Source organism: Brachymonas sp. J145, assembly GCF_036312245.1.
GTDB classification, from domain to species: domain Bacteria; phylum Pseudomonadota; class Gammaproteobacteria; order Burkholderiales; family Burkholderiaceae_C; genus Brachymonas; species Brachymonas wangyanguii.
The window spans coordinates 122134-146866 of record NZ_JAZDCI010000002.1; the positions used below are offsets into that span (position 1 = coordinate 122134).

General features: G+C 63.8%; 25 protein-coding genes and 1 tRNA gene. 5 read left to right on the plus strand and 21 right to left on the minus strand.

The window, feature by feature from the left end:
* The first annotated feature begins 41 nt into the window (after positions 1–41).
* Positions 42–1007 carry a PhoH family protein gene (locus tag V1261_RS02880; RefSeq protein ID WP_329770120.1) on the plus strand — a complete coding sequence of 322 codons (966 nt, stop codon included), beginning with the start codon at positions 42–44 and terminating at the stop codon, positions 1005–1007.
* Positions 1004–1495: an rRNA maturation RNase YbeY gene (gene ybeY / locus V1261_RS02885; protein ID WP_329769935.1), complete on the plus strand. Its 492-nt coding sequence runs from the start codon at positions 1004–1006 to the stop codon at positions 1493–1495. Before V1261_RS02880 ends, ybeY begins: the two co-directional genes overlap by 4 nt.
* Before the next feature lie 31 nt (positions 1496–1526).
* On the opposite strand, the gene V1261_RS02890 is transcribed toward ybeY, so the two are convergent.
* From V1261_RS02890 to V1261_RS02900, 3 genes are all read right to left on the minus strand, one after another.
* Complete coding sequence (locus V1261_RS02890; protein WP_329770121.1) at positions 1527–2390, minus strand: EamA family transporter; 864 nt, start codon at positions 2388–2390, stop codon at positions 1527–1529.
* Positions 2391–2547: 157 nt separating this feature from the next.
* Positions 2548–3843: an acetyl-CoA hydrolase/transferase family protein gene (locus tag V1261_RS02895; RefSeq protein ID WP_329769936.1), complete on the minus strand. Its 1296-nt coding sequence runs from the start codon at positions 3841–3843 to the stop codon at positions 2548–2550.
* A gap of 162 nt (positions 3844–4005) precedes the next feature.
* Positions 4006–5352, minus strand: a complete 1347-nt coding sequence (locus V1261_RS02900; protein ID WP_329769937.1) for an acetyl-CoA hydrolase/transferase family protein — start codon at positions 5350–5352, stop codon at positions 4006–4008.
* A gap of 188 nt (positions 5353–5540) precedes the next feature.
* Between V1261_RS02900 and ilvD the strand changes: the two genes are divergently transcribed.
* Positions 5541–7409, plus strand: coding sequence for a dihydroxy-acid dehydratase (gene ilvD / locus V1261_RS02905; RefSeq protein ID WP_329769938.1), 1869 nt, complete (start codon positions 5541–5543; stop codon positions 7407–7409).
* 74 nt (positions 7410–7483) lie between these two features.
* Here the strand turns inward: ilvD and V1261_RS02910 are convergent, their stop codons facing one another.
* The 6 genes from V1261_RS02910 to V1261_RS02935 all read right to left on the minus strand — a co-directional run bounded on the left by V1261_RS02910 (position 7484) and on the right by V1261_RS02935 (position 12096).
* The gene (locus V1261_RS02910; RefSeq protein ID WP_329769939.1) at positions 7484–8092 is read right to left on the minus strand and encodes an IMPACT family protein; all 609 of its coding nucleotides are present in this window, start codon (positions 8090–8092) and stop codon (positions 7484–7486) included.
* 87 nt (positions 8093–8179) lie between these two features.
* Positions 8180–9616, minus strand: coding sequence for a solute carrier family 23 protein (locus tag V1261_RS02915; protein ID WP_329769940.1), 1437 nt, complete (start codon positions 9614–9616; stop codon positions 8180–8182).
* Between the two features lie 164 nt (positions 9617–9780).
* Positions 9781–10221, minus strand: a complete 441-nt coding sequence (gene dtd / locus V1261_RS02920) for a D-aminoacyl-tRNA deacylase (protein ID WP_329769941.1) — start codon at positions 10219–10221, stop codon at positions 9781–9783.
* Positions 10218–10850: a DsbA family protein gene (locus V1261_RS02925; RefSeq protein ID WP_329769942.1), complete on the minus strand. Its 633-nt coding sequence runs from the start codon at positions 10848–10850 to the stop codon at positions 10218–10220. The genes dtd and V1261_RS02925 overlap by 4 nt, the downstream gene beginning before the upstream one ends.
* A 20-nt stretch (positions 10851–10870) precedes the next feature.
* A complete protein-coding gene (locus tag V1261_RS02930; RefSeq protein WP_329769943.1) occupies positions 10871–11119 on the minus strand; it encodes a DUF1289 domain-containing protein in 249 nt (82 codons plus the stop codon).
* 38 nt (positions 11120–11157) lie between these two features.
* Positions 11158–12096: a hydroxymethylglutaryl-CoA lyase gene (locus V1261_RS02935; RefSeq protein ID WP_329769944.1), complete on the minus strand. Its 939-nt coding sequence runs from the start codon at positions 12094–12096 to the stop codon at positions 11158–11160.
* A gap of 136 nt (positions 12097–12232) precedes the next feature.
* On the opposite strand from V1261_RS02935, the gene V1261_RS02940 reads away from it, so the two are divergent.
* A tRNA-Lys gene (locus tag V1261_RS02940) sits at positions 12233–12308 on the plus strand.
* Between the two features lie 51 nt (positions 12309–12359).
* Here V1261_RS02940 and V1261_RS02945 read toward each other — a convergent pair.
* The 9 genes from V1261_RS02945 to V1261_RS02985 all read right to left on the minus strand — a co-directional run bounded on the left by V1261_RS02945 (position 12360) and on the right by V1261_RS02985 (position 22358).
* Positions 12360–14402, minus strand: a complete 2043-nt coding sequence (locus tag V1261_RS02945; protein WP_329769945.1) for an acetyl/propionyl/methylcrotonyl-CoA carboxylase subunit alpha — start codon at positions 14400–14402, stop codon at positions 12360–12362.
* 30 nt (positions 14403–14432) lie between these two features.
* Positions 14433–15170 carry a DUF4126 domain-containing protein gene (locus V1261_RS02950; RefSeq protein WP_436231775.1) on the minus strand — a complete coding sequence of 246 codons (738 nt, stop codon included), beginning with the start codon at positions 15168–15170 and terminating at the stop codon, positions 14433–14435.
* A 94-nt stretch (positions 15171–15264) separates the two neighbouring features.
* Complete coding sequence (locus tag V1261_RS02955; RefSeq protein WP_329769946.1) at positions 15265–16047, minus strand: enoyl-CoA hydratase/isomerase family protein; 783 nt, start codon at positions 16045–16047, stop codon at positions 15265–15267.
* A 16-nt stretch (positions 16048–16063) separates the two neighbouring features.
* A complete protein-coding gene (locus V1261_RS02960; protein ID WP_329769947.1) occupies positions 16064–16933 on the minus strand; it encodes an alpha/beta hydrolase in 870 nt (289 codons plus the stop codon).
* A gap of 15 nt (positions 16934–16948) precedes the next feature.
* Positions 16949–18571, minus strand: a complete 1623-nt coding sequence (locus V1261_RS02965) for a carboxyl transferase domain-containing protein (protein WP_329769948.1) — start codon at positions 18569–18571, stop codon at positions 16949–16951.
* A gap of 18 nt (positions 18572–18589) precedes the next feature.
* The gene (locus tag V1261_RS02970; protein ID WP_329769949.1) at positions 18590–20335 is read right to left on the minus strand and encodes an AMP-binding protein; all 1746 of its coding nucleotides are present in this window, start codon (positions 20333–20335) and stop codon (positions 18590–18592) included.
* Positions 20336–20489: 154 nt separating this feature from the next.
* Entirely contained in the window at positions 20490–21161 is a 672-nt protein-coding gene (locus V1261_RS02975; RefSeq protein WP_329769950.1) for an HAD family hydrolase, read from the minus strand.
* The gene (locus tag V1261_RS02980; protein ID WP_329769951.1) at positions 21158–21595 is read right to left on the minus strand and encodes a YchJ family protein; all 438 of its coding nucleotides are present in this window, start codon (positions 21593–21595) and stop codon (positions 21158–21160) included. Before V1261_RS02980 ends, V1261_RS02975 begins: the two co-directional genes overlap by 4 nt.
* Before the next feature lie 37 nt (positions 21596–21632).
* Positions 21633–22358, minus strand: a complete 726-nt coding sequence (locus tag V1261_RS02985) for a hypothetical protein (RefSeq protein ID WP_329769952.1) — start codon at positions 22356–22358, stop codon at positions 21633–21635.
* A 133-nt stretch (positions 22359–22491) separates the two neighbouring features.
* Between V1261_RS02985 and V1261_RS02990 the strand changes: the two genes are divergently transcribed.
* Positions 22492–23115 carry a hypothetical protein gene (locus tag V1261_RS02990; protein ID WP_329769953.1) on the plus strand — a complete coding sequence of 208 codons (624 nt, stop codon included), beginning with the start codon at positions 22492–22494 and terminating at the stop codon, positions 23113–23115.
* A 60-nt stretch (positions 23116–23175) separates the two neighbouring features.
* Here V1261_RS02990 and V1261_RS02995 read toward each other — a convergent pair whose 3' ends face one another.
* The 3 genes from V1261_RS02995 to V1261_RS03005 are packed head-to-tail and all read right to left on the minus strand — an operon-like array spanning position 23176 to position 24644.
* Positions 23176–23976 carry an HNH endonuclease gene (locus tag V1261_RS02995; RefSeq protein WP_329769954.1) on the minus strand — a complete coding sequence of 267 codons (801 nt, stop codon included), beginning with the start codon at positions 23974–23976 and terminating at the stop codon, positions 23176–23178.
* Between the two features lie 51 nt (positions 23977–24027).
* Positions 24028–24360 carry a type II toxin-antitoxin system RelE/ParE family toxin gene (locus V1261_RS03000; protein WP_329769955.1) on the minus strand — a complete coding sequence of 111 codons (333 nt, stop codon included), beginning with the start codon at positions 24358–24360 and terminating at the stop codon, positions 24028–24030.
* An 8-nt stretch (positions 24361–24368) separates the two neighbouring features.
* Positions 24369–24644: a type II toxin-antitoxin system Phd/YefM family antitoxin gene (locus tag V1261_RS03005; protein WP_329769956.1), complete on the minus strand. Its 276-nt coding sequence runs from the start codon at positions 24642–24644 to the stop codon at positions 24369–24371.
* Positions 24645–24733: the final 89 nt, after the last annotated feature.

A 24733-nucleotide genomic window follows, 5' to 3' on the forward strand; every position in this document is an offset into this window, starting at 1 on the left:
GGGTATCCTTCTTTTGCATAACGTGTAAAACTTTTCCCCTGATTATCCGCGTGATCCTTCGACATTCCTTTACCCCGCCCAATAACACCCGGCTGGCCCACCTGTGCGGCCCGCTGGATGAGCATCTGCGCAGCATCGAGCGCGCGCTGGATGTCAAGATCGCGCACCGCCACGAGCAATTCAAGATCGATGGCCACAAGGCCAAGGCCGAGCGCGCCATGGAAGTCCTGCAGGCGCTGTACGAGCAGGCCGCGCGCCCGATCACGCCGGCCATGGTGCAGCTGATGCTGGTGGGCGATCCATCCGACCTGGGCACGCTCGAAGACACGCAGCTGAGCACGCGCCGCACCGACCTGCGCGCACGCACGGCAACGCAAGGCGTCTACCTGCAATCCATCGCCGCCAATGACATCACCTTCGGTATCGGCCCGGCCGGTACCGGCAAGACCTATCTGGCCGTGGCCTGCGCGGTGGATGCGCTGGAACGCGGGAGCGTGCAGCGCATCGTGCTGACGCGCCCGGCGGTCGAGGCCGGCGAGCGCCTCGGCTTCCTGCCTGGCGACATGATCCAGAAGGTCGATCCCTATCTGCGTCCGCTGTACGACGCGCTGCACGAGCTGATGGGCTATGAGCGCGTGCAGAAGGCCTTCGAGCGCAACGCCCTGGAAGTCGCGCCGCTGGCCTTCATGCGCGGCCGCACGCTCAACAATGCCTTCGTCATCCTGGACGAGGCGCAGAACACCACGCCGGAGCAGATGAAGATGTTCCTGACCCGCATCGGCTTTGGCAGCAAGGCGGTGGTCAACGGCGACATCAGCCAGATCGACCTGCCGCGCGGCCAGACCAGCGGCCTGATCGATGCCGAGCGCGTGCTGCGCCGCGTGCAGGGCATTGCCCATGTGCACTTCACCTCCGCCGACGTGGTGCGCCATCCGCTGGTGGCGCGCATTGTCGATGCCTACGATGCGGCAGGCACCAGCAGCCGCCGTGACCAGGATCCCGCATGAGCCGCGCCCTGCCCCCCTTGAGCCTGTCGCTGCAGTTTGGCGATTTTGACGATGCCGAGCAAAAGCAGCGCCACCGCGCCGTGCTCACGCGCCACCGCGTGCAGCGCAGCCTGCGCCACGCGCTGGAGCAGGACGTGGAACAGGCCGAGATCACGGTGCGCATCGTGGACAGCGCCGAAGGCCAGCAGCTGAACCATGGCTACCGCCAGAAGGACTACGCCACCAATGTGCTGACCTTTGCCTATAGCGAGGCACCCTTCGTTGCCGCCGATCTGGTGCTGTGCGCGCCGGTAGTCGAGCGCGAAGCCGCTGAACTGGGCAAGCCGCTGGCCGAGCACTACACGCACCTGCTGGTGCATGGCGCGCTGCACGCCCAGGGCTGGGACCATGAAACCAGCGACGAGGACGCCGACGCCATGGAGGCGGAGGAAATCCGCATCCTGCACGGCCTGGGCGTGGATAATCCCTACCAGCCGATCCCGGACTGAGGCTGTTCGCCGTCCCTGTCTCTGCGCGACATCAACGCGGCATCAGCGCGGCAATCGCCCCCAGCGCCAGCAGTACGCCCAGCAGGTTGAGCTTGCTCAGGCGTTCGCGGAACACCAGCGCCCCGACCAGCGTGCCGAGCACGATCACGCCCATGTTCATCGCCGAAAACACCAGCGAGGGGTTGCCCGGCAAGCTCTGGTGCGCGCGGATATAGGTGTAGATATTGGCAAAGTTGAGCGCACCCAGCAGCACGCCGGTCAGCAGGTGCGATCCGCCCCAGCGCACGCGCACCAGCAGCAGGTAGAGCAGCATCAGCAGGCCGGCCAGCACGAACACCGCCAGCAGGCCGCCCGAGAACGCCGCGCCGGCGCGCGCCATCTGCTTGAACAGGATATCGATCACGCCATAGCCGAGCAGCACCAGCAGCGGCCACAGCCAGCTGCTGCCATCTGCCGCGTAGTGACTTGAACGGCCTGCCGGCTTCCACAGCAGGCAGATCAGCGCGCCGAATGCCAGCCCCATGCCCAGCAGCTTCTGGCTGGTGAGCGCCTCGCCAAACAGGGCAAACGCTGCCAGCAGCGGAATCACCAGCGACAGGCGCTGCGCCGCATCGGTACGCACGATGCCGGCGGTCTGTACCGAGCGTGCCAGCGCCAGGAAGATGGTCGGCAGCAGCACACCCAGCGCCAGGAAGAACAGGACCGGCTGCCCCGGTGACAACAGCTTGCCCAGATCCGGCCGCAGCAGGCCCAGGCACAGCAGCGAGGCCACGATGTAGTTCATGAAAATCGCCTGGCGCACGTCCAGTCCGCGCGAGCGCCCGGCCTTGATCAGCGCGCCGACCGCCACGCTGCAAGTGACGCTGGCCGCCAGAAACATCAAGCCTGTTGTCAGTGCCATCCCGGCCTCCCTGTTCTTTTTCGTTGTCGGCCATTATCGGCACTCCGCGCCATCCGGCCCTTGCGCAAGCACAAAAAAGGCAGATGCGCACCGGGTGCGGCATCTGCCTGTATCAACCAGACCCGCCTTGCGGCAGGCCGGTTTGCGCTGCTTACAGCAGCTTCATCTTCTTCGCGTCTTCGGTCAGCTGGTCGCGGAACTTGGGGTGCGCGATGCTGATCAGCGCCTTGGCACGCTCCTTGGCACTCTTGCCGCGCAGCTGCGCCACGCCGTACTCGGTCACCACGTAGTTGACGTCGTTCTTGCCGGTGGTGACATGGGTACCGGCGGTCAGCGTCGGCACGATGCGGGAGATGGTGTCATCCTTGGCGGTGGACGGCGTGACGATGAAGGCCTTGCCGCCCTTGGAACGGTTGGCGGAACGCACGAAGTCGGTCTGGCCACCGGTACCGGAGTAGGCACGCGCACCCTGCGACTCGGAGCCGCACTGGCCGATGAAGTCGATCTGCATGGTGCCGTTGATGGCGATCAGGTTGTCGTTCTGGCCGGCCAGGTAGGGATCGTTGGTGAGGTCTACTGGATGCATTTCCAGCATCGGGTTGCGGTCCATGAACTGGTACAGCTTCTTGGAGCCCAGTGCAAAGGTGGCCACCATCTTGCCCGGCATGTAGTTCTTGCGGCGGTTGGTCACGCTGCCGGCCTCGACCAGGGTCATGATGCCGTCACCGATCATCTCGGTGTGGATGCCGAGGTCGCGCTTGTCGGTCAGCTGCATCACCACGGCATCGGGAATGGCACCGTAGCCGATCTGCAGCGTATCGCCATCGTTGATCATGTCGGCCACGTACTTGCCGATCGCCTGTTGCACCGGACCGATCTTGGGCAGGCCGACTTCCAGGATCGGGGTGTCGTCCTCGACCAGTGCCGCCACCTGGGAGATGTGGATCTGGTTGTTGCCGAAGGCATACGGCACGTTCGGGTTGACTTCCAGCACCACGGCGCGCGCCTTCCTGATGGCCGCCATGGTGTAGTCCGGGCCCAGGCTCAGGGAGAAGTAGCCGTGCGCGTCCATCGGCGACACCAATGCGAACACCACGTCAGCCGGCATCAGGCCACGGTCGATCAGGTCTGGCATTTCGGAGAAATAGCTCGGGATGAAGTCGCCCCAGCCCTCATCGGTACTGGTGCGCGAGGTAGCGCTCAGGAAGTACGGCTTGGGGCGGACGTGCTGTACGGTTTCGGGATCGAAATAGCCGAACTTGCGCACCGACAGGATCTGGGAAACCTTGACGTCCTGGTAGCTGCGGCGCTGCTCGGACAGTGCGTTCAGCAGTGCGGGCGGCTCGCCAACACCGGTGGGCACCACGATGGTGTCACCGTTCTGCACGACGCCCACGGCATCGGCGGCAGACAGGCGTTTCTCTTGGTACTGCGTCTGGAATGACATTCTGGCTCCTCATATTTCTTGTGTACTGGACAAGTAATCATCCTACTATGCAAATTGCACAGGACTGCCGATCCGCCCAGGCAATGGACCGTGCCATCGCAAAAAAGCCACGCCTGCCCGGAACGGGGCAGACGTGGCTGGCTGCAGGAGCCGTTACCGGCCTCAGGCGAGCTTGTTGGAACGACGCCAGATGCCCATGGCTTCGGCATCCTTGATCAGCTGCTCGCGGAAATCCGGATGGGCGATGTTGATCAGGGCCTCGGCACGCTCCCAGGTGGACTTGCCCTTCATCTGGGCGTAACCGTACTCGGTCACCACGTAATGCACCAGCGAACGCGGGCAAGTCACGATGGATCCGGGCGACAGGGTCGGCACGATGCGCGACGCCAGCGTGCCATCCTTCTGGCGGAAGGTCGAGCTGATGCAGATCAGGCCCTTGCCGCCTTCGGAGTTGAAGGCACCCATGATGAAGTCGAGCTGGCCGCCGGTGCCGGAAATCTGGCGAACGCCGGAAGACTCGCTGGACACCTGCGAGAACAGGTCCACTTCAATGGCGTTGTTGATCGCCATGACCTTGGGGTTGCGGCCAATGACACAGGGGTCGTTGGTGTAATCCACCGGATAGATCGCCGCCGCCGGGTTGTTATCCAGGAAGTCGTACAGCTTCTGCGAGCCCATGGCAAAGGTATAGACCATCTTGCCCTTGTCGATGCCCTTGTTGCGGCCGGTGATGCGGCCGGCTTCGTACATGTCCACATAGGAGTCGGCCAGCATCTCGGTGTGCACGCCCAGATCCTTGAGGTCACTCTGGGCGATCAGTGCACCCACCGTGTTGGGCAGCGCGCCAATCCCGAGCTGGATGGTGGCGCCGTCTTCCAGCAGCTCCATCACATAGTTGGCGATGCTCTTGTCTGCATCGCTGGCCTGGGTTTCAGGCAGCTGCACCAGGGCGGTGTTCGGGCCTTCGATCACCATGTCCACTTGGGAAATATGAATGCCTTCATCGCGTCCGCCGAGGCAACGCGGTACGCTGGTATTCACCTCCACCACGACCTTGCCCGCCTTGCGCAGATAATCCGGCGTCATGGAACAGCTGGTGGAAAAGTTGAAAAAGCCATTCGCATCCATGGGAGCCACCTGGGCGACTGCCACTGCAGGCGCTTCATAGAGGCGCACGGCCTCCGGACCCTGGTGGTAGGCGAATGGAATATAACTGGCCAGGCCTTTTTCGGCGCATTTGCGCGCCAGACCGGAAAAGTGCCAGTCATTCCAGATGAACGATTCCCTGGCCGGATCAGCTTCCACACACTTCAGGGGCTTGACGCGGGTGGTCGTGACCAGAATCACGTCGCGCAACTCGTTCTTGCGCAAGGCCAGTGCTGCATCGAACGCCTCGACGTTCTGCACAAACTCCCCCATGAAAACCTTGTCTCCCGACTTCACCAGCGCAGCAGCTGTTTCGGCCGACACCTTTTTTTTCTGATACAGGCTATTTACGTCCATTCCCATCGTCAACACTCCTTTTTTATCCTTGAAAAAATTCTACCATTGTCAACAAGGGTATTCCATGAATCGAGCCAGCCAATGTCCTTTCCGGACCCCGTGCATCGCACTGCCCGTCGAGAAAGGGGTTTTGGCATAATCTCATTCCATGCCATGGCCGCTGCATGCCATGCACTGTTTACAAGGAATTTGCCGTGCCCAACTACCGCTCCAAGACCTCCACCCATGGCCGCAACATGGCCGGTGCCCGCGCCCTGTGGCGCGCCACCGGCATGACCGATGACGACTTCGGCAAGCCGATCATCGCCATTGCCAACTCCTTCACCCAGTTCGTGCCGGGCCACGTGCACCTGCATGACATGGGCCAGCTGGTGGCGCGCGAGATCGAGGCCGCAGGCGGCATCGCCAAGGAGTTCAACACCATCGCGGTAGACGACGGTATCGCCATGGGCCACAGCGGCATGCTGTACAGCCTGCCCAGCCGCGACCTGATCGCCGACAGCGTGGAATACATGGTCAACGCGCACTGCGCCGACGCGCTGGTCTGCATCAGCAACTGCGACAAGATCACCCCCGGCATGCTGATGGCCGCCATGCGCCTGAACATCCCGACCATCTTCGTTTCCGGTGGCCCGATGGAAGCCGGCAAGGTGATCGCGATTGCCAACGGCAACCAGGTCGAGCGCAAGCTGGATCTGATCGACGCCATGATCGAGGCCGGTGACGACAGCGTCTCCGACGAGGCCGTGGCCCAGGTCGAGCGCAGCGCCTGCCCGACCTGCGGCTCCTGTTCCGGCATGTTCACCGCCAACTCCATGAACTGCCTGACCGAGGCCCTTGGCCTGTCGCTGCCCGGCAACGGTTCGCTGCTGGCCACGCACGCGCTGCGCAAGGAACTGTTCCTGGAAGCCGGCCGCACCATCGTGGACCTGGCACGCCGCTACTACGAGCAGGACGATACCAGCGTGCTACCGCGCAACATCGCCAGCAAGGCAGCGTTCGAGAACGCCATGAGCCTGGACATTGCGATGGGTGGCAGCACCAACACCATCCTGCACCTGCTGGCTGCTGCGACCGAAGCCGGCGTGGACTTCAAGATGGCCGATATCGACCAGCTCAGCCGCAAGGTGCCCTGCCTGTGCAAGGTGGCACCGGCCACACAGCAGTACCACATGGAAGACGTGCACCGCGCCGGTGGCGTGATGGCCATCCTGGGCGAACTGGACCGCGCCGGCCTGCTGCAGACCGATGTCAGCACCGTGCACGCGCCGACGCTGAAGGATGCGCTGCAGCAGTGGGACGTGATGGTGAATGCCGAGGGCAGCCCGGCACACCAGCGCTTCCTGGCCGCTCCGGGCGGCGTGCGCACCACGCAGGCCTTCAGCCAGAGCCGCCTCTACCCGCGCCTGGATACCGACCGCGCCAATGGCTGCATCCGCAGCAAGGAACACGCCTACTCGCTGGAAGGCGGCCTGGCGGTGCTGTTCGGCAACCTGGCCGAGCGCGGCTGCGTGGTCAAGACCGCCGGTGTCGATGAAAGCATCTGGAAGTTCACCGGCCGTGCCCGCGTGTTCGAGAGCCAGGACGAGGCGGTGGAAGCCATCCTGGGTGACCAGGTGGTGGCCGGCGATGTGGTGGTGATCCGCTACGAAGGCCCCAAGGGCGGCCCCGGCATGCAGGAAATGCTCTACCCGACCAGCTACCTGAAATCCAAGCACCTGGGCGCCGCCTGCGCCCTGCTGACCGATGGCCGTTTCTCCGGCGGCACCTCCGGCCTGTCCATCGGCCACGCCTCACCCGAAGCAGCCGAAGGCGGCGCCATCGGCCTGGTGGAAGAAGGTGACGCCATCGAGATCGATATCCCGAATCGCAGCATCCACCTGGCGGTATCCGACGCGGTACTGGCCGAGCGCCGCGCCGCCATGAACGCCAAGGGCAAAGGCAAGGCCTGGCGCCCGGTCAAGCGCGAACGCGTGGTGTCGGCCGCGCTGCGCGCCTACGCTGCCATGGCCACCAGCGCCGATACCGGTGCCGTGCGTGACGTGAGCCAGGTCGAGCACTGATGGACCTGCATGCGGCTGCAATATACATAGCCGCATGACCACTGCCTCGACGGCCCGCCCCTGGCGGGCCGTTGTCATTCCAGCGGCGTGACGTCCATCTGCCGCGTCTGCGCCCATGCTGCCAGGCAGGCATCGCGCTGCGCCAGCGGCACCGCCAGCGTCAGCACGCAGTCTTCCAGCAGCTCCTGCTGCAGCACCTCGGCCTGGTGCTGGCGCGCGATGCGCAAGGCGTCGCTCAGCACCGGGTAGCCGCATTGCAGGCGGTACAGCGCCCGCACCTCCTGCTCATGGATGCTGGCACCCGCCAGCGCATCGGCGGTGACGCTCTTGTAGGCCTGGATCAGGCCCGGCACACCCAGCAGCGTGCCACCAAAGTAGCGCACCACGACCACCAGCACCTGCGTCAGACCGGCGGAATCGATCTGGCCCAGGATCGGCCGGCCGGCGCTGCCGGAAGGCTCGCCATCGTCATTGGCGCGGTAGCGTGCGCCATCGGCACCCAGCCGCCAGGCGTAGCACCAGTGCACCGCCTTCGGATGGTCGGCGCGCAGCTGATCCAGCAGCGGCCTGATGTCGGCCTCGGACTGGATCGGCCAGCCATAGGCCAGGAAGCGGCTGCCCTTGTCCTTGAATTCGGCCTGTGCCGGCGCTGCCAGCGTGCGGTAGGAAGTGATCTCTGCCATGGGCTGATTATCGGCGCTGCGGGCGGACACAAAAAAACCGGAGCGGCTTGCGCCAGCTCCGGTTGCAGCGATTACTGGGCAGTCAGCTTATTGGCCGTTCTGCTTTTTGACCGGCATGCCGTGTTCGTCTGCTGCCTCAATGGAAGCGGTGTCGTCAGCCAGCATGCTCAGGCCGTCCTTCTTGCGCTGGGCCGCGTTCGGGCGCTCGATCAGCCAGTACAGCACCAGGCCGATCACCACCGCGTACACAGTCGCCTTGGCATCGGGCATGGCCAGGGTCACGGCCACGATGCCGGCGACGCCACGCTCGGCCGAGTTCTTCAGCTCTTCCATGCCCACCATGATGCAGATATAGGCCGTCAGCACCAGCGTCAGCGACAGTGCAATCGGCAGCACCGGCTTGAACACGCTCACCAGCGGCAACATGAACACGGCGATCAGGCCGGTGATCCAGAAGGTACCACCACCGGAATAGATCGAGTCCATGGACTTGCGACCCAGCGCATAGCGCTCAGCCAGCGTGGCATGCGCCGCCGTCCACAGCGGACCGGCCAGACCGGGCCAGGGTGCCAGCAGGGCATGCAGGCCATTGCGCAGCGCTGTCACCAGGTGGACACGCGTCACGTTCAGCTCGATCACCTCGTCCGTGCGCTGGTGATCCGCGCGCTTGCACAGGGCAAAGCCGACCAGGATGTCACCAAAGGCGATCACGTAGGCGATGATGGCAGTCGGAATCGCCAGCAGGAACATGTCGGCGCTCGGCATGCCGATGTCGCTGTTGAACACCAGGAAGTTCATCAGCAGACCAAAGTCGGGCTGGGTAATGCCCCACTCGATCTCGGGCAGCGGGTACTCGCCCACGATCCAGCCGATGATCATGGCGATGAACATGCCGGGGATCATGCCGAAGTTGGAGATCATCTTGGCAAAGCGGTTGTTCTCGACAATGTGCTTGAACGACAGCGAGAACAGGATGTAGGCCGACACGATACAGCCGATCAGCAGCGAGATCGGCGTAGCGTCGATACGGCCGCCCACTTTCAGCTCACCCATCATGGCTGCAATACCGGCACCGATGATGATGCCGGCCTTGAGCGAGTTCGGGATCAGCTTGACCAGCTTGTCGCCCAAGCCGGTCAGTCCCAGGAACAGGAAGATGATGAATACTTCCAGCTGCAGCGCGAACATGGCGCGCACCGCCTCCGGTCCGGGCTCAAAGTTCTGCAGGTACAGCAGCACCACCGGAATCGCCGGAGTGATCCAGCCAGGTACCAGCGGCACGCCCATCAGGGCCGGCAGCAGGTAGCCGATACCGGCGATGACACAGCCGGCCAGGGCGGCTTCATACGGCATGCCCAGGTACTTGGTCAGCAGCGGGATCATGCCCAGGCTGACGACGAACATGAACAGGCCCTGCACCATTTCCGGGAATTCCCAGCGGTAGTGGATGAAGGGGAGTCGGATCTTGAAAGGGCCGGCTTTCCAGAAGGGATGCTCGGCACCATATGCGCGTTCAATGGCCATAAAGGTGTCCAATTGTTGTTGGTGTGACAAAGTACGGTTTTATACCGACAGTTGACGTCAGCGTCACGCAGGGTTTACCCTAGTGCGACTTTGTCATATGACAGCAACAGACATGAAAAACGCGGCCAGGGCCGCGCTGTTCGTGAGGCCTTTTGACCACGATGTCAATGCATCTCGAGCCAGATCGTCACCGGGCCATCGTTGACCAGTGCCACCTGCATGTCGGCACCGAAGATGCCGGTAGCCACCTGCGCATGCAGGGCTCTGGCACGTTGCACGCTGTAGTCGAACAGCGCCTGCCCCTGCGCAGCAGGCGCGGCAGCGGTAAAACTGGGCCGGTTGCCGCCGCTACAATCGGCGGCCAGCGTGAACTGGCTTACCAGCAACAGGCCGCCCTGCACATCCTGCACGCTGCGGTTCATCTTGCCGGCCTCGTCGGCAAAGATGCGCAGCTTGAGGATCTTGGCCAGCAACCGGTCTGCCACCGCCTCATCGTCCTGCGGTTCGGCACACAGCAGCACCAGCAGGCCACGGCCGATCTCGCCGGTGACTTGCCCCTCCACCGTGACGCTGGCCTGGCTCACGCGCTGCAGCAGGGCTTTCATGCGCCAGCGGCTCCGGGCTGGCGCGCCTGCACCGCCTCGCGCAGCAGCGGCAGGCTTTCCAGACCCCAGAACAGCTCGGCGGCGCCGCCCTCCTCTTCCGGCATCAGCACCAGCGTGGGCACGCCCCAGACGCCATGCGACAAGGCCTCCTCGCCGTTGGCGATCAGCTGCGCCTTGACTTCCGGGCTGGCCGGATCGCGTACCTCGGGCAGCAACCCGGTCAGCTGCTGCCAGGCCTGCTGTTGCAGCGCGGCATCATCCGCCACTGCACCAGCGCGCCAGATGCTATCGAACAGCGCGCCGCAGACCTGACGACCGGGCTCGCCTTGCGGGCTGGCGGCGAGCGCCATGCGCAGCCAGGGAAACGGTGCAAACGGGTGCTGCACCGGCCAGTCAAACGGCAGCCCCGCCTGCTCTGCCAGCCAGCGCGTGTGCTGGCGCGACCAGGCCATGCGCTGCGGCATGTCGACCGGCGCCGGCGTGCCATGCGCCTTCAGCAGGCCACCCAGCAGCACCGGGCGATAGCGCACCTGGTAGGCCAGGCCATCGAGTACCTTGGGAAGCTGATGGAAAGCCAGGCAGGCATAGGGCGAGACGAAATCGAAATAGAAGTGGATGACGGGCAGCATGGTCGGGTCTCCGTGAATGATCAGGATTGGCCGCGCTGCAGCAGCAGCTGCCAGAGCGCACGGCGCTCCTCGTCATCGTACAGCGACCAGGCCTGGATTTCATCGAGCGTGCGACGGCAGCCGCGGCACAGGCCGCTGCGCTCGTCGATCTGGCAGATATTGATACAGGGAGATGCCACCGGCGTACTGGCGATGGCGCAGGCGCCGCGTTGCGCGAAGGCCGCAGCCTCGGCTGCAGCGCCGGAAGAAGAACGGGGGGAAGAGGACATGGCGGGATTGTGCCGCACAAGCCCCCGTTCCGCTGGCGTCAGGCCTTGGCAGCCGACTCCGCCAGCATGGCGCGGCGGTTCAGGATGGCACGCGCCACGCGCGAGCTGTTGGGGCGCTCCAGGTAGTTGCTGATCATCTCGCCGGCGTCGATCAGGGCATCCAGGTCGATGCCGGTTTCGATGCCCATGCCGTGCAGCATGTAGACCACGTCTTCGGTGGCCACGTTGCCGGTGGCACCGCGCGCGTACGGGCAGCCACCCAGGCCGGCCACGGAGGTGTCGAACTGCCAGATACCCATCTGCAGCGCGGCCAGCGTGTTGGCCAGCGCCTGGCCATAGGTGTCGTGGAAGTGGCCGCTGACATCGTCGATGTCATAGTACTGCAGCGCGGCATCGATGGCGCGCTGCACGCGGATCGGGGTACCGACGCCGATGGTATCGGCCACGCCCACGTGCTGCACGCCAATATCCTTCATCAGGCGCGCCAGGTAGGCGACGCGCTCGGGAGCAATATCGCCCTCGTAGGGGCAGCCCACGGTGCAGGACATGGCGCCGCGCACCTTGATGCCGGCCGCCAGGGCGGCTTCGACCACCGGGGCAAAGCGCTCGATGCTCTCGCCGATCGAGCAGTTGATATTGCGCTGGCTGAAGGCCTCGCTGGCGGCACCAAACACCACGATTTCATCGGGCTTGCCGACCAGCGCCGCTTCCAGGCCCTTCATGTTGGGCACCAGCACCGAATAGCAGACGCCAGGACGGCGCGTGATGGCGTTCATCACCGCCTCGTTGTCGGCCATTTGCGGCACCCACTTGGGCGAGACGTAGCTGGTGGTTTCCAGCTTGCGCACGCCGGCATCGACCAGACGGCGGATCAGTTCGCTCTTGATCGCGGTCGGAACCTGGGTTTTTTCATTCTGCAGGCCGTCACGCGGCCCCACGTCCACAATCAGTACCTGGGAGGGGTAATCGAACGCCATGTCTGTCTGCTCCTGCTATCAGCTGCCTGCCGGCAAATGGGACTGTCCTGCATGCCGGATGCGTCAGATTGACAGCAATCTGCTGGCTACGCTACAAGACAAACCCGGGGATTTTCCGTTATACTTTCGCTCTTTCGGGCTCTTAGCTCAGTTGGTAGAGCAGCGGACTCTTAATCCGTTGGTCGTAGGTTCGAATCCTACAGGGCCCACCAAACCATTCTGAAAAGCCGGCAAGTCATGTGACTTGCCGGCTTTTTTTCTGCTTACGCGGTCTTCAGCGTCAGCAGTTCGTCGCCATCCTGCACCTGGTCGCCCGGCGCGAACAACAGCTCGACCACCTCGCCATCGGCGGGGGCGGCAATGGTGTGCTCCATCTTCATGGCTTCCATCACGGCCAGCGGCTGGCCCTTGGTGACCTTGTCACCGGCCTGGACGGCAAACGACACCACCTTGCCCGGCATGGGCGCGGTCAGGCGGCCGCCTTCACTGCTTTCGCCGGAGTGGAACAGCGCATCCACCACGGTGATGCTGCTGGCTCCCCGCTGGCTGAACACGTTCAGCTCCTCGCCGTCCAGCCAGGCCTGCAGCGTCTGGCGGTCATCGCCATAGCGCACATCCATGCGGCCGTCATCACGTTCTTCCACGATCAGCGGACCTTCGGTCAGTACCTCGGGGTGCAGCGTGCCGTCCGGCTTGGCGATCACGATGTAGTACGTGCCATCGTGCTCGTAGCGCAGGTCGGCCTGCAGCGGCTCGCCCTTGTACATCAGTTCGAAATGGCGGCTGAAGCTGCCATAACCACGCCAGCCGTCGCGGCGGCTGAACGGATCCTTGCCCTGCAGCAGCTTGTTCTCGCTGAAGATGCGGTGGCCAATGGCAGCCGCCACGGTCATCGGCATGCCCAGCTTGTCCTGGCCGAACAGCGCATCGGCTTCACGCGGGATCAGCGCGGTGTCCAGCTTGGCCTGGCTGAAGGAATCGGTTGCCAGGATCTGGCGCAGGAACTGCACGTTGGTGGTCAGGCCGACGATGCGCATGTGGGCCAGCGCACCATCCAGACGCGCCAGCGCCTGCTCGCGGTCCTCGCCCCAGACGATCAGCTTGGCGATCATGGAGTCGTAGAACGGGCTGATGGCATCGCCTTCACGCACGCCGGAGTCGACACGGGCATCGGCGCGCTGGAAGTCCACGCTCCAGTCGGGCGTGCGGTAGACCTTGAGCGTGCCGGTGACCGGCAGGAAGTTGTTCTCCGGGTTCTCGGCGTTGATGCGCGCCTCGATCGCGTGGCCGCGCATTTCCAGCTCGTGCTGCTGCCTGGGCAGCGGCTCGCCGCTGGCGACGCGCAGCTGCCACTCGACCAGGTCCTGGCCGGTGATCGCTTCAGTCACCGGATGCTCCACCTGCAGGCGGGTGTTCATTTCCATGAAGTAGAACTTCATCTCTTCCGGCCTGTCATAGCCACCCGGCTGCTCGACGATGAATTCCACCGTACCGGCGCCGACGTAGTTGACGGCGCGGGCCGCGGCCACGGCGGCCTCGCCCATCTGCTGGCGCAGCTCGGGTGTCATGCCGGGAGCGGGCGCCTCTTCCAGCACCTTCTGGTGGCGGCGCTGCACCGAGCAGTCACGCTCGAACAGGTAGACGTAGTTGCCATGCGTGTCGCCAAACACCTGGATCTCGATGTGGCGCGGACGCAGCACGTATTTCTCGACCAGCACGGCGTCATCACCAAAGCTGTTGATCGCTTCGCGCTTGCAGGATTCGAGCGCGGAGGCGAAGTCTTCGGACTTCTCGACCAGGCGCATGCCCTTGCCACCGCCGCCGGCGCTGGCCTTGATCAGCACCGGGTAGCCAATGCGATCGGCCTCGCGGTGCAGCATCTCGGGATCCTGGTCGGCACCGTGGTAGCCCGGCACCAGCGGGACGCCGGCCTCTTCCATCAGGCGCTTGGATTCTGCCTTCAGGCCCATCGCCTGGATGGCGCTGGCCGGCGGGCCGATGAAGACCAGGCCGGCATCGGCACAGGCCTGGGCAAATTCGTCGTTCTCGCTCAGGAAGCCATAGCCGGGGTGGATCGCCTCGGCACCGCGCGACTTGGCGGCGTCGATGATGCGCTGCCACTGCAGGTAGCTGTCCTTGGGCGCACTGCCACCGACGTGCACGGCCTCGTTGCACAGCTGCACGTGCTTGGCGCGGGCATCGGCATCGGAATACACGGCCACGGTCTGCACGCCCATGCGACGTGCGGTAGAAGCCACGCGGCAGGCGATTTCGCCACGGTTGGCAATCAGGATTTTCTTGAACATGGTCTTGTCTCCTTGGTTTTCAGAAGGGCCTTACAGCACCTGGATATCGGGGTCCTGCGCGCCAAACCAGCTCTTGAGGCGGCGTATGGCGCGGCGCAGGTAACGGATGAGTAAAAAAGTGACCAGCAGCATCAGCACGACGGCAATCGCCAGCACCACGGCAAACAGCAGCGGATAGGCGGTTGCCAGCCAGACAATACCGATCACCAGCCCGTCCTCGGCAAAGCTCGCCGCCACGTTGCTGAACGGTTCGGGCGAGGTATTGATGGCAGCGCGCGTAGTAGTCTTGGCTGCCTGGCTGGTCGCCGCCAGCGTGCCACCCAGAATCGTGGCCACCAGCGTCATGGTGCCGCCATCGGCGCCAAACACGCTGCCCGCCAGCGCCGCACCCGCAGGAATGCGGATCACGCTGTTGGCCAGATCCCAGATGCTGTCCAACCCCGGGATCTTGTCGGCAAAGAATTCCATGAACAGCATGAAGCCGCTCGCGATCAGCACCAGCGGGCTTTGCAGCAGCTGCATGCTGTCCGGCAAGGGCACCCAGCCCACCAGCCCCAGCATGCCGGTGAGAAACACCACCGCATACAGCCGGAAGCCACTGGCCCAGCCCAGCGCACCAGCCAGCGCCAGCATGCCGGTCAGGTCCATGGTGCCCAGCGCCCGCCCGGCGACCGCTCCGGCCGAGTGGCCGGCATCGCCCAGCACCGCGCTGGTCTGCTGCAGAAAGGGTAACCATTGCTGGAACCATTGCGTCAAGGTCTCGATCATTCCATTCTCCTGGCATTGCGTCAGCACCCATGGTACGAGTGCATGGCAGGATTGCCATCAGCGCACATGCCGGGAAAACGGTACTTTGTCATGCTCAGGCGTCCAGCCAGGACGGCTTGCGCTTCTGCAGGAAGCTCTGCACGCCTTCGCGGCCTTCATCGCTGGCACGGATGTCGGCAATGCCAGCCACGGTCGATGCGATCAGCTCGGCATCGATCTCGCGCTCGGCCACGTCCTGCACCAGGCGCTTGCAGGCCTTGACCGCAGCCGGGCTGGCACTGACCAGCGCCTTGGCGATCTCGGCGACCTTGGCTTCGAGCTGGTCAGCCGGCACCACGGCATGGACAAATCCGATGCGATGCGCCTCGGCCGCATCGAAACGCTCGGCGGTCAGGAACCAGCGGTGCGAGGCGCGCGCACCCATGGCACGGATCACGTAGGGGCTGATGGTGGCCGGGATCAGGCCGAGCCTGACTTCGCTCAGGCAGTAGAAGGCGGTATCGACGCTGATGGCCATGTCGCAAGCGGCCACCAGGCCCATGCCACCGGCATAGACATCGCCCTGCACCTGCGCGATCACCGGCTTGGAGCAGGCATAGATCACGCGCAGCATCTCGGCCAGCTTGCCGGCGTCCTGCAAGTTTTCGTCACGCGTGTAGTCGGCCATGCGGCGCATCCAGTTCAGGTCGGCGCCGGCGCAGAAGGCCGGGCCTTGCGCTGCCAGCACCACCACGCGCACATCGCTGCGCTGGTCCAGATCGGTGAAGGCCTGCGTCAGTTCGGCGATGACCTCGTCATTGAAGGCATTGCGCACGTCGGGGCGCGACAGCGTCAGGGTGGCGATATGGCCGTCAACAGCCAGGGTGAGAGCAGACATGGAGTCTCCGGGATGATCAGGGCCGACCGGCGGCGGGCAAGCGGTTCAGGAACCGGTTGACCTGCGGCTGCCAGACCGACGGGAAATGGGTGAACAGGGTGTGGCCATCCTGGCCCACGGCACGCGTCTGCACGAATTCGCCCACGCCACCGATGCGGGTGTAGGCGGCAAACCACTGGCGTGGCACCTCCTGGCCCAGATAGCGGTCATTCGGCGCGTAAAGCCACAACGTGGGCATGCGGTTGCGCAAGCCCTGCTGGCGCAACTGCTGCGCCAGCGGGAAGGTGGAACAGGGCTGGCCCGGGCGGGCCACCGGATCGGCTCCGGCACCCCCCGAGAAGTTGATCACCGCTGCCACGCCCTGCGGGCGCATGGCGGCTGCTTCCAGCGAGGCGATCGCGCCATAGGAGTGGCCAAGCAGCAGCGTGCCGTTGCGGCGGACCTGCGGCTGCTGCTGCACGGCATCGACCACAGCCAGGATCTGCGTTGCGGCGGCACGCAAGCCCGGGCCGTATTCGCGGCGATCGCAGTTGCCGGACGCCTCGACATCGGCCCCGCCAGTCACGCCGTAACCGATGCGCGTGGGTACCGCCACCACATAGCCCTTCTGCGCCAGGTAGCGCGCGGCAGCGCCGTAATGGGCACGCCCCATGCCGGTCTGGCCGGCACGCGTGGCCGGACGGCCATGGCTGATCACGGCCAGCGGCAAGGCGCCGCGCCGGGCATCGTCACGGAACACGGTGACCTGCAGCGCCCGCTGCACCACCTGGCCGGCACGATCCGTCACCTGCACCGGCACCTGGGTGCGGGTTTCGACCACGCGCGCCTGTGCCGCCGATGCCAGCAGCAGCGCGCACAGGGCGAGGAGCAGGTGACGACGCAGCACGATCGCTCTCCGTCCTTACATGCGGAAGATACCGAACTTCGGCTCTTCGATCGGGGCGTTGTAGGCGGCAGACAGGCCCAGCGCCAGCATGCGGCGCGTATCGGCCGGATCGATGATGCCGTCGTCCCACAGGCGCGCGCTGGCGTAGTAGGGGTGGCCCTGGTCTTCGTACTGCTGGCGAATCGGAGCCTTGAAGGCCTCCTCTTCCTCGGCGCTCCACTGGCCGCCCTTGGATTCGATACCGTCACGGCGCACCGTGGCCAGTACGCTGGCAGCCTGCTCGCCGCCCATCACGGAGATGCGGGCGTTAGGCCACATCCACAGGAAGCGCGGGCTATAGGCGCGGCCGCACATGCCGTAGTTGCCGGCACCAAAGGAGCCGCCGATCACCACGGTGAACTTCGGCACGTTGGCGGTGGCCACGGCCGTCACCATCTTGGCGCCGTGGCGCGCAATGCCCTCGTTCTCGTACTTGCGGCCGACCATGAAGCCGGTGATGTTCTGCAGGAACACCAGCGGGATCTTGCGGTGGCAGCACAGCTCGATGAAGTGGGCGCCCTTCTGTGCGCTCTCGCCGAACAGGATGCCGTTGTTGGCAATGATGCCGACCTTCATGCCCTCGATACGGGCAAAGCCGCACACCAGCGTGGTGCCGAAGCGGGCCTTGAACTCGTCCAGCTCGGAATCGTCCACGATGCGGGCAATGATCTCGCGCACGTCAAACGGCTTGCGCGTGTCGGTCGGGATGATGCCGTACAGTTCCTTGGCGTCGTAGCGCGGCGGCTTAGGCTCGGCGTACTGCGGCAGCGGCTGCTTCTGGTGGTTCAGGTTGTCGACGATGCTGCGCGCCAGTGCCAGCGCATGGGTGTCGTTCTGCGCCAGGTGGTCGGCCACGCCGGACAGGCGCGTGTGCACATCACCACCGCCCAGGTCTTCGGCCGTCACCACTTCACCGGTTGCAGCCTTCACCAGCGGCGGGCCACCCAGGAAAATCGTGCCCTGGTTCTTCACGATGATGGTCTCGTCGCTCATCGCCGGTACGTAGGCACCGCCAGCGGTACAGGAACCCATCACCACGGCGATCTGGGCGATGCCCAGCGCACTCAGGTTGGCCTGGTTGAAGAAGATGCGGCCAAAGTGGTCGCGATCCGGGAACACCTCGTCCTGGTTCGGCAGGTTGGCACCGCCGCTGTCCACCAGGTAGATACAGGGCAGATGGTTCTGCTGGGCGATCTCCTGGGCGCGCAGGTGTTTCTTCACCGTCATCGGGTAGTAGGTGCCGCCCTTGACGGTGGCGTCGTTGCAGACGATCATGCAGTCCACGCCGGAGACGCGACCAATGCCACAGATCACGCCAGCGCCGGGAGCGGAATCGCTGCCGTCACGGTCCGGGTACATGCGGAAAGCGGCCATCGGCGCGATTTCCAGGAAAGGCGTGCCCGGATCGAGCAGCATTTCCACGCGCTGGCGCGGCAGCAGCTTGCCGCGCGCCACGTGCTTGTCGCGGGCGGCCTCGGGACCACCCAGGGCAATCTGCTCGACGCGGGCGCGCAGGTCATCGACCACGCTCTGCATGGCAGCCGCATTGGCCTGGAAATCCGCCGAACGGGCATTGAGTTTGGAAACAATCACTGGCATCGAAATTCTCCTGGAGGCTTAGGCCGTCTTCTGCTCATTCAGGTTGAGCTCTTCCTTCATCAGTTCGCGAATCTTGAACTTCTGGATCTTGCCGGTCACCGTCATCGGGAACTCGTCCACGAAACGCATGTACTTCGGCACCTTGTAGTGCGCAATCTGGCCCTTGCAGAACTCGCGGATCTGGTCCTCGTCGAGCTGCTGGCCGGGCTTGGCGATGATCCAGGCGCACAGTTCCTCGCCAAAACGCTCGTCGGGCACGCCCACCACCTGCACGTCCTGCACCTTGGGATGGCGGTAGAGGAATTCCTCGATCTCGCGCGGGTAGACGTTTTCGCCACCGCGGATCACCATGTCCTTGATGCGGCCGACGATCTTGACGTAGCCTTCCTCGTCCATCGTGGCCAGGTCACCGGTGTGCATCCAGCCGTCGGCGTCGATTGCCTCTTCGGTCTTGGCCGGATCGTTCCAGTAACCATGCATCACCGAATAGCCCCTGGTGCAGAACTCGCCGGTTTCGCCGCAAGGCACGACCTCGCCGGTTTCCGGGCTGACAATCTTGATCTCCAGGTGCGGCTGCACCTGGCCCACGGTGGATACGCGACGCTCCAGCGGCGTGTCCATGCCGCTCTGGCAGCTCACCGGGCTGGTTTCGGTCATGCCGTAGGCAATCGTCACCTGCGACATGTGCATCTCGCCGACCACGCGCTTCATCACCTCGATCGGGCACGGCGAGCCGGCCATGATGCCGGTACGCAGCGAGGACAGATCGAACTCCTTGAAACGCGGGTGGTCCAGTTCGGCGATGAACATGGTCGGCACGCCCTGCAGTGCGGTACAGCGCTCTTCGGCCACGGTTTCCAGCACCAGCAGCGGGTCAAACGCATCGTTCGGGTAGATCACGCAGGCGCCATGCGTCAGGCAGGCCAGGTTGCTCATCACCATGCCAAAGCAGTGGTACAGCGGCACCGGGCAGCACAGGCGGTCCTGGTCGGTCAGGCCGATGCACTCGCCCACCAGATAACCGTTGTTGAGGATGTTGCGGTGCGTCAGCGTGGCACCCTTGGGAAAGCCGGTGGTACCGCTGGTGAACTGGATGTTGATCGGGTCGGTGTTGGCCAGCGTCTTCTGCATGGCTTCCACCTCGGCATCGTCCACATCGCCGCGCTCGATCCAGTCGCTGAAGCGGCGCATGCCCGGAATCTCTTCGCCCTGGCCGGCTTCGTCAATCCAAATGATGCCGCGCAGGTGCGGCAGCTTGGACAGCGCCAGCATGCCCGGATGGCAGTTCGGCAGCTCGGGCGCCAGCTCCTGCAGCATGCCGATGTAGTTGCTGGTCTTGAAGCTCGGCATCGTGATCAGGGCCTTGCACGCGACCTTGTTCAGTGCGTACTCGACCTCGGCCGTGCGGTAGGCCGGGTTGATGTTGACCAGGATGATGCCGACCTTGGCCGTAGCCACCTGGGTGATCAGCCATTCGGCATTGTTGTGCGACCACAGGCCGACGCGATCGCCCTTGGTCAGGCCGCTGCGCAGCATGGCGCTGGCCAGCTGGGTGGCCTTCTGCTGCAGTTCGCGGTAGGTCAGGCGGATGCCCTGGTGGCGGCTGACCAGTGCCTCGTGATCCGGGTAACGTTTGGCAATCGCATCAAAGTGGTCGCCAATCGTGGTTTCCAGCAGGGCTGGCGTGGTCGCGCCACGGTCGATACTGCTGGTCAGCAGTGCAGAGCGGGTTGGCACGGCAGTGTGCTGCGTGTCGGCGGTCATGGCTGGTCTCCTCGGTGGTGGTGTGTTCAGTAGCCTACCTGTACGCGTGATCTTGATGTCACGTTTACGTAAACGTCAATTCAAGATTCTAGCCAGCCACCCCGGGATTGGCGACCCCCGAATCGCAGGATTCAGGGTAAGCCCCAATACGAAATCAGTGCAGCCAGTCGCTGATCTGCGACAACTCCGAGACCACGGCAAAAGCACCCGCCTGCAACAGGGCTTCAGCCGTTACCACCGGGTTGTGCGGACAGGCATAGCCTACCACCCGCGCCCCGGCCGCGGCACCGGCTCTAACCCCAGTCACGCTGTCCTCGATCACCAGACACTCCCCTGCCGGCACCTGCAGCTGCTGCATGGCTGCCAGATAGATATCAGGGTACGGCTTGCTGCGCGCAAACTCGTGGCCGCTGAAGATGCAGTCGGCGCGAAACCAGTCGGTCAGGCCGGTCAAGGCCAGTTGCAGCTTGATCTTGTTGCGGTCGGCGCCAGACACGCAGGCGATCTGGCCTTGTGTGTGGGCGTGCGCCAGCCGCACCAGCTCGGGCGCGCCCGCCACCGGCTGCAGCTGCGCGCGCAAGGCCACATCGCGCGCGGCCCAGAAGCCGTGCAGCCACTCGGTAGTGAAAGGCTGGCCGGTTTCGCGCTCGATGCGCGCCGCCTCGTCGCGCGTGGCCTTGCCGACGAAAATTTGCATGCATTCCTGCAGCGTCAGCTTCCAGCCGCGCTCTTCGAGCAGATCCCGCAGCACGCCCATGGTCAGCGGCTCGCTGTCCACCAGCACGCCATCGCAATCGAACAGCACGGCGGCGAAGCGCTGCGTCACAGCTGCTCTCCGTCCACGTAGATCCAACGTGACATTTCGCCGTCTTCCAGCCGGACAAAGCGGCTGCGTTCGTGCATGCGCTCGGCGCGGCCGTTGACGCGCCAGCGCGCGACGAATTCGACTTCAGCGTGTTCGGCATCGATCAGCTGGTGGTCCTTGACCTCCAGCCCCAGCCATTGCACGCCCTGCTCCGGCTCCAGCATGTCCGGGCGCTTGTCGCGCTGCCAGGTGGCCAGCAGGTAGGCGGTGCGGCCCTGCACAAAGGCGGTATAGCGCGATCGCATCAGGCTTTCGGCATCAGGCGCCGGCAGGTCCATGAAGTTCTCGATATAGCGGCCACAGCATTCACCGCCCGTCAGGGGCTGCTGTTTCGGGGACAGGCGGCCGCAGGGGCACGAGGCCTGCAGCCAGTCGGTATTCTTGCGTTTGCTCACGGGGTCATCGCTCAGGAAATCAGGTTGCGGAATAGGCTTATTTTGCCAGCCGGGGCGCATCGATATGGAATACGCAGCGTCCCCGGAAGCTGGCCGGCGGCTGCCAGCGCTTGCCGCCCTGTACCCGCACCTGCTCGATGCCGAAACGGCGCATCATGTCCAGGCTGTAGCTCCAGCCGATGCAATCACGGTAGCGGGCAAACTCCGGTCGCTGGCCCCAGGTGGTGCTGGCCTGATCGACGCCAATGCGCTGGAAGAAGGCACGCTCCAGCGGCGCCACGCGCTGCACATAGTTTTGGTACTGCTGGCACGCCTCGGGCGGGATGCTGTCAGCCATGTCCTGCAGCACGCCGCCATGCCAGCCCAGCAGGCTGTGGCGCTGCAGCAGCTTGCGCTGGCCGGCCGGAAACACGTAGTTGGCACAGGAGGAGAGACAAACATCGCGCACCTCCACATCCATGCCATGTTGCGCCAGCACATCGCCCAGTGCCATGCCCAGCTCCACATCGCCACCACGCGAACTGATCGACAGCACATGCGCGCCACGCCCGGCATGGAAGCGCACATGCTGTATCGCATCGGCATCCATATAGCCATCGTAATGGACGGTATCGCCCATGCGCCAGACCGTGGCGGTGGCCTCCTGCTGTGCCTGGGCCGGCCATGCGGACAGGCCCAGCAGGGTCGTCAGCACGCAAGCGGTGACACGGACCAGGCCGCTGTCACGGCCTTGCAAGAGTGAGGGAAGATGATAGCCAAGCATGCCTGCATCTTAGCGGCACGGGCGCTGCGCGCTACGGTTGCAATTCCCTGTTTCTGCTTACACCTTGCCGCTTGAAGCTGCCCAAAATAGCAGCATCTGTACATCATTACCACAGCAGTCAGAGGATCGCCTCATGGATCAGAACCAACAACCTATCACTCCCGCCTCGCAGCCCGAACAGGACGACGTGCAAGCCCTGCGTGACCGCGTGCGCCAGCTGGAAGAAGAACTGGCCCGCAAGCAGGCCCAGGCCGATGCCCGCCCCCACGCCGAGGTACCACCGCAGCAGACCCAGCAGGAACAGCACGCCTTTGTGCGCGACATGGTGTCCCGCATGAACGATGTGGATCGCACTGCCCTGCACGACTGGGCCGCGCGCCTGCTGCAACTGCGCCAGTCTGGCGACACCCTGTTGAACAAGGCCAGTCAGGCCCTGAGCGCCACCCTGAACAACAAGGCCGCCCTGCCCAGCATCAAGCTGCTGGCGCGTGAAGCCAAGCGCCGCGCCTGGGACCAGCAAGGCACCGGCGGCCGCGTGGCAGTGGGTGCCGGCCTGATCGCCGCGCTGATGATGGGGCCGGGAGCCATCATTGTCGGTACGGCAGGCGTGGCCGCCGGCTTCCCGCTGTGGGCAGTATTTGGCAGCGGCGGCAGTCTGCTGCAAGCCGTGGTCGATGCCACCACGCCGCTTGCCACGACGCCGGTGCACGTGCCGGTGACGGTGGTGGATCGCGAGGATGAGCAGCCGCCGGTGTGATGATTCGATTTGCCTAGTGACAGGAATGCCCGCGATTGCGGGCATTCTTGCGTCTATACGTTACCCAGAGACCCGCATCTGCTCTCGATGTCGCCGAATAAATGCCTGCTCCGGCTCAAAACGCTCGGGCAGCTCAATCTGTTTGTCTTCGATTGGCCAAAAGGTCTGCTGCAGAAATACGTCGGAAGTCTGACGCATCTGTTTAGACAATACGACCCTGCAATCGTCCGTCAAGGAGAACAGGTACTGATCAAACGCTCTATCGTGCAGTGCAGACAAGCACAACCCATTGCCTGGGTGCAATCGAATAGATGCATCTTCACGCCAAGGCACGATATGGCTGGCAACCAACAAGCGCGGCTCGGACACCGCGCTGATACAACAACGATAACGGTAGCCACTCAAAACAGTTTGACGAAAAAAGGACTGTTTCCGACGCTGCGCCACCATGGTCAAGCGCACGTCACCGGTAAAGTCTTCACTGACTACAAGCGCATCTGCTGGATCTTCTCGCAAGGGAAGCCCTTTAGTCTCCCGCAACGCAGTGAGATGCGCTTCACACAGGTCGGCCAAAGCGTCCCAATTGGCATGGAAGTCATTCCAAACTTTCTGCACCAGCTTACCTGCATTGCCCAAACCCGACACGCCTCGTGCTGCCATAGCTGGATCTAAACTTGCAAAATTACAGCATTTCATGGCCAAGGCACTAGGCGTACGACCTATCCAAGCCGCCATCTCTATGACTTTGAGGTTGCGTTGATGCAGCTGACCAAACGGCGTCTGGCAATAAAAGTAAAACGCTAATTGCGTTTGCGCTTCAGTCCAGTTGCCACTGTCAGGAAAATCGATGACGGTACTCATCTTGTTACTCAAGTGTGGGTAGATAAAATCGTTCTTGAACTCTTACTTGGCTCAGCCCAGCAATCGCCGCTGCAACAACCCCTGCATATCCCTGCGCCCATCCACCACCAGATACACCACCACACGCTGCGACTCGGTGATCCGATAGATGCAACGCCAGGGCTTGAACAAGAGCTGGCGGTACTCTCGGATTCCCAATACAAGCAATTCCTTGGGAATACTGCCGCGTTCTGGCATGTGCTCCAGGCTGGCAAGCACCTCTGACAATTGATCCAGAACCCGTTCCGCGTTGGCAGGACAGTCGTGCTCGGCGATGTAGCCGATGATCGCCTCCAGATCCTGCTCTGCGCCTGGAGTCAGGACCACCTCATAGTGATTGGCCATCGCAGGGCTCAGCGCTTGGCCAGTTTGTCACGCAGGCGCGCAAGCACGGCTCCGGCAGGCGCGATTCGCCCTGCTTCCTCGTCTTGACGACCCAGCGCAAGAATCTTCAGCAATGCCAGCGTTTCCTGTGTTTCCTCATAACTGGCTACATCCTGCAGCACTGCCTTGGCCATGCCGTTCTGCGTGATGACCAGGGGCTGGCGCTCTTCCACCAAGGTGTTCAACACCTCTGCAGCATTGGCCTTCAGATAGCTCACCGGTTTGACTTGGGTTGAATAACGCATGGCCCCCTCCTTGAGACCAAATATAGACTGTATTTAATCTTCTCACAAGTGCAAAAAAAATGATCTGATCCTTGGAGTTTGGACAGTTC

Excerpts from the sequence above, each read along its gene's own strand:
- V1261_RS02985 (WP_329769952.1), bottom strand. The coding sequence starts at position 22,358 with ATGCTTGGCTATCATCTTCCCTCACTCTTGCAAGGCCGTGACAGCGGC.
- V1261_RS02910 (WP_329769939.1), bottom strand. The coding sequence starts at position 8,092 with ATGGCAGAGATCACTTCCTACCGCACGCTGGCAGCGCCGGCACAGGCC.
- V1261_RS02900 (WP_329769937.1), bottom strand. The coding sequence starts at position 5,352 with ATGGGAATGGACGTAAATAGCCTGTATCAGAAAAAAAAGGTGTCGGCC.
- V1261_RS02970 (WP_329769949.1), bottom strand. The coding sequence starts at position 20,335 with ATGACCGCCGACACGCAGCACACTGCCGTGCCAACCCGCTCTGCACTG.
- V1261_RS02935 (WP_329769944.1), bottom strand. The coding sequence starts at position 12,096 with ATGGCGTTCGATTACCCCTCCCAGGTACTGATTGTGGACGTGGGGCCG.
- V1261_RS02995 (WP_329769954.1), bottom strand. The coding sequence starts at position 23,976 with ATGAGTACCGTCATCGATTTTCCTGACAGTGGCAACTGGACTGAAGCG.
- V1261_RS02950 (WP_436231775.1), bottom strand. The coding sequence starts at position 15,170 with ATGATCGAGACCTTGACGCAATGGTTCCAGCAATGGTTACCCTTTCTG.
- V1261_RS02965 (WP_329769948.1), bottom strand. The coding sequence starts at position 18,571 with ATGCCAGTGATTGTTTCCAAACTCAATGCCCGTTCGGCGGATTTCCAG.
- V1261_RS03005 (WP_329769956.1), bottom strand. The coding sequence starts at position 24,644 with ATGCGTTATTCAACCCAAGTCAAACCGGTGAGCTATCTGAAGGCCAAT.
- V1261_RS02945 (WP_329769945.1), bottom strand. The coding sequence starts at position 14,402 with ATGTTCAAGAAAATCCTGATTGCCAACCGTGGCGAAATCGCCTGCCGC.
- ybeY (WP_329769935.1), top strand. The coding sequence starts at position 1,004 with ATGAGCCGCGCCCTGCCCCCCTTGAGCCTGTCGCTGCAGTTTGGCGAT.
- V1261_RS02990 (WP_329769953.1), top strand. The coding sequence starts at position 22,492 with ATGGATCAGAACCAACAACCTATCACTCCCGCCTCGCAGCCCGAACAG.
- V1261_RS02955 (WP_329769946.1), bottom strand. The coding sequence starts at position 16,047 with ATGTCTGCTCTCACCCTGGCTGTTGACGGCCATATCGCCACCCTGACG.
- V1261_RS02925 (WP_329769942.1), bottom strand. The coding sequence starts at position 10,850 with ATGCTGCCCGTCATCCACTTCTATTTCGATTTCGTCTCGCCCTATGCC.
- dtd (WP_329769941.1), bottom strand. The coding sequence starts at position 10,221 with ATGAAAGCCCTGCTGCAGCGCGTGAGCCAGGCCAGCGTCACGGTGGAG.
- V1261_RS02915 (WP_329769940.1), bottom strand. The coding sequence starts at position 9,616 with ATGGCCATTGAACGCGCATATGGTGCCGAGCATCCCTTCTGGAAAGCC.
- V1261_RS03000 (WP_329769955.1), bottom strand. The coding sequence starts at position 24,360 with ATGGCCAATCACTATGAGGTGGTCCTGACTCCAGGCGCAGAGCAGGAT.
- V1261_RS02930 (WP_329769943.1), bottom strand. The coding sequence starts at position 11,119 with ATGTCCTCTTCCCCCCGTTCTTCTTCCGGCGCTGCAGCCGAGGCTGCG.
- V1261_RS02895 (WP_329769936.1), bottom strand. The coding sequence starts at position 3,843 with ATGTCATTCCAGACGCAGTACCAAGAGAAACGCCTGTCTGCCGCCGAT.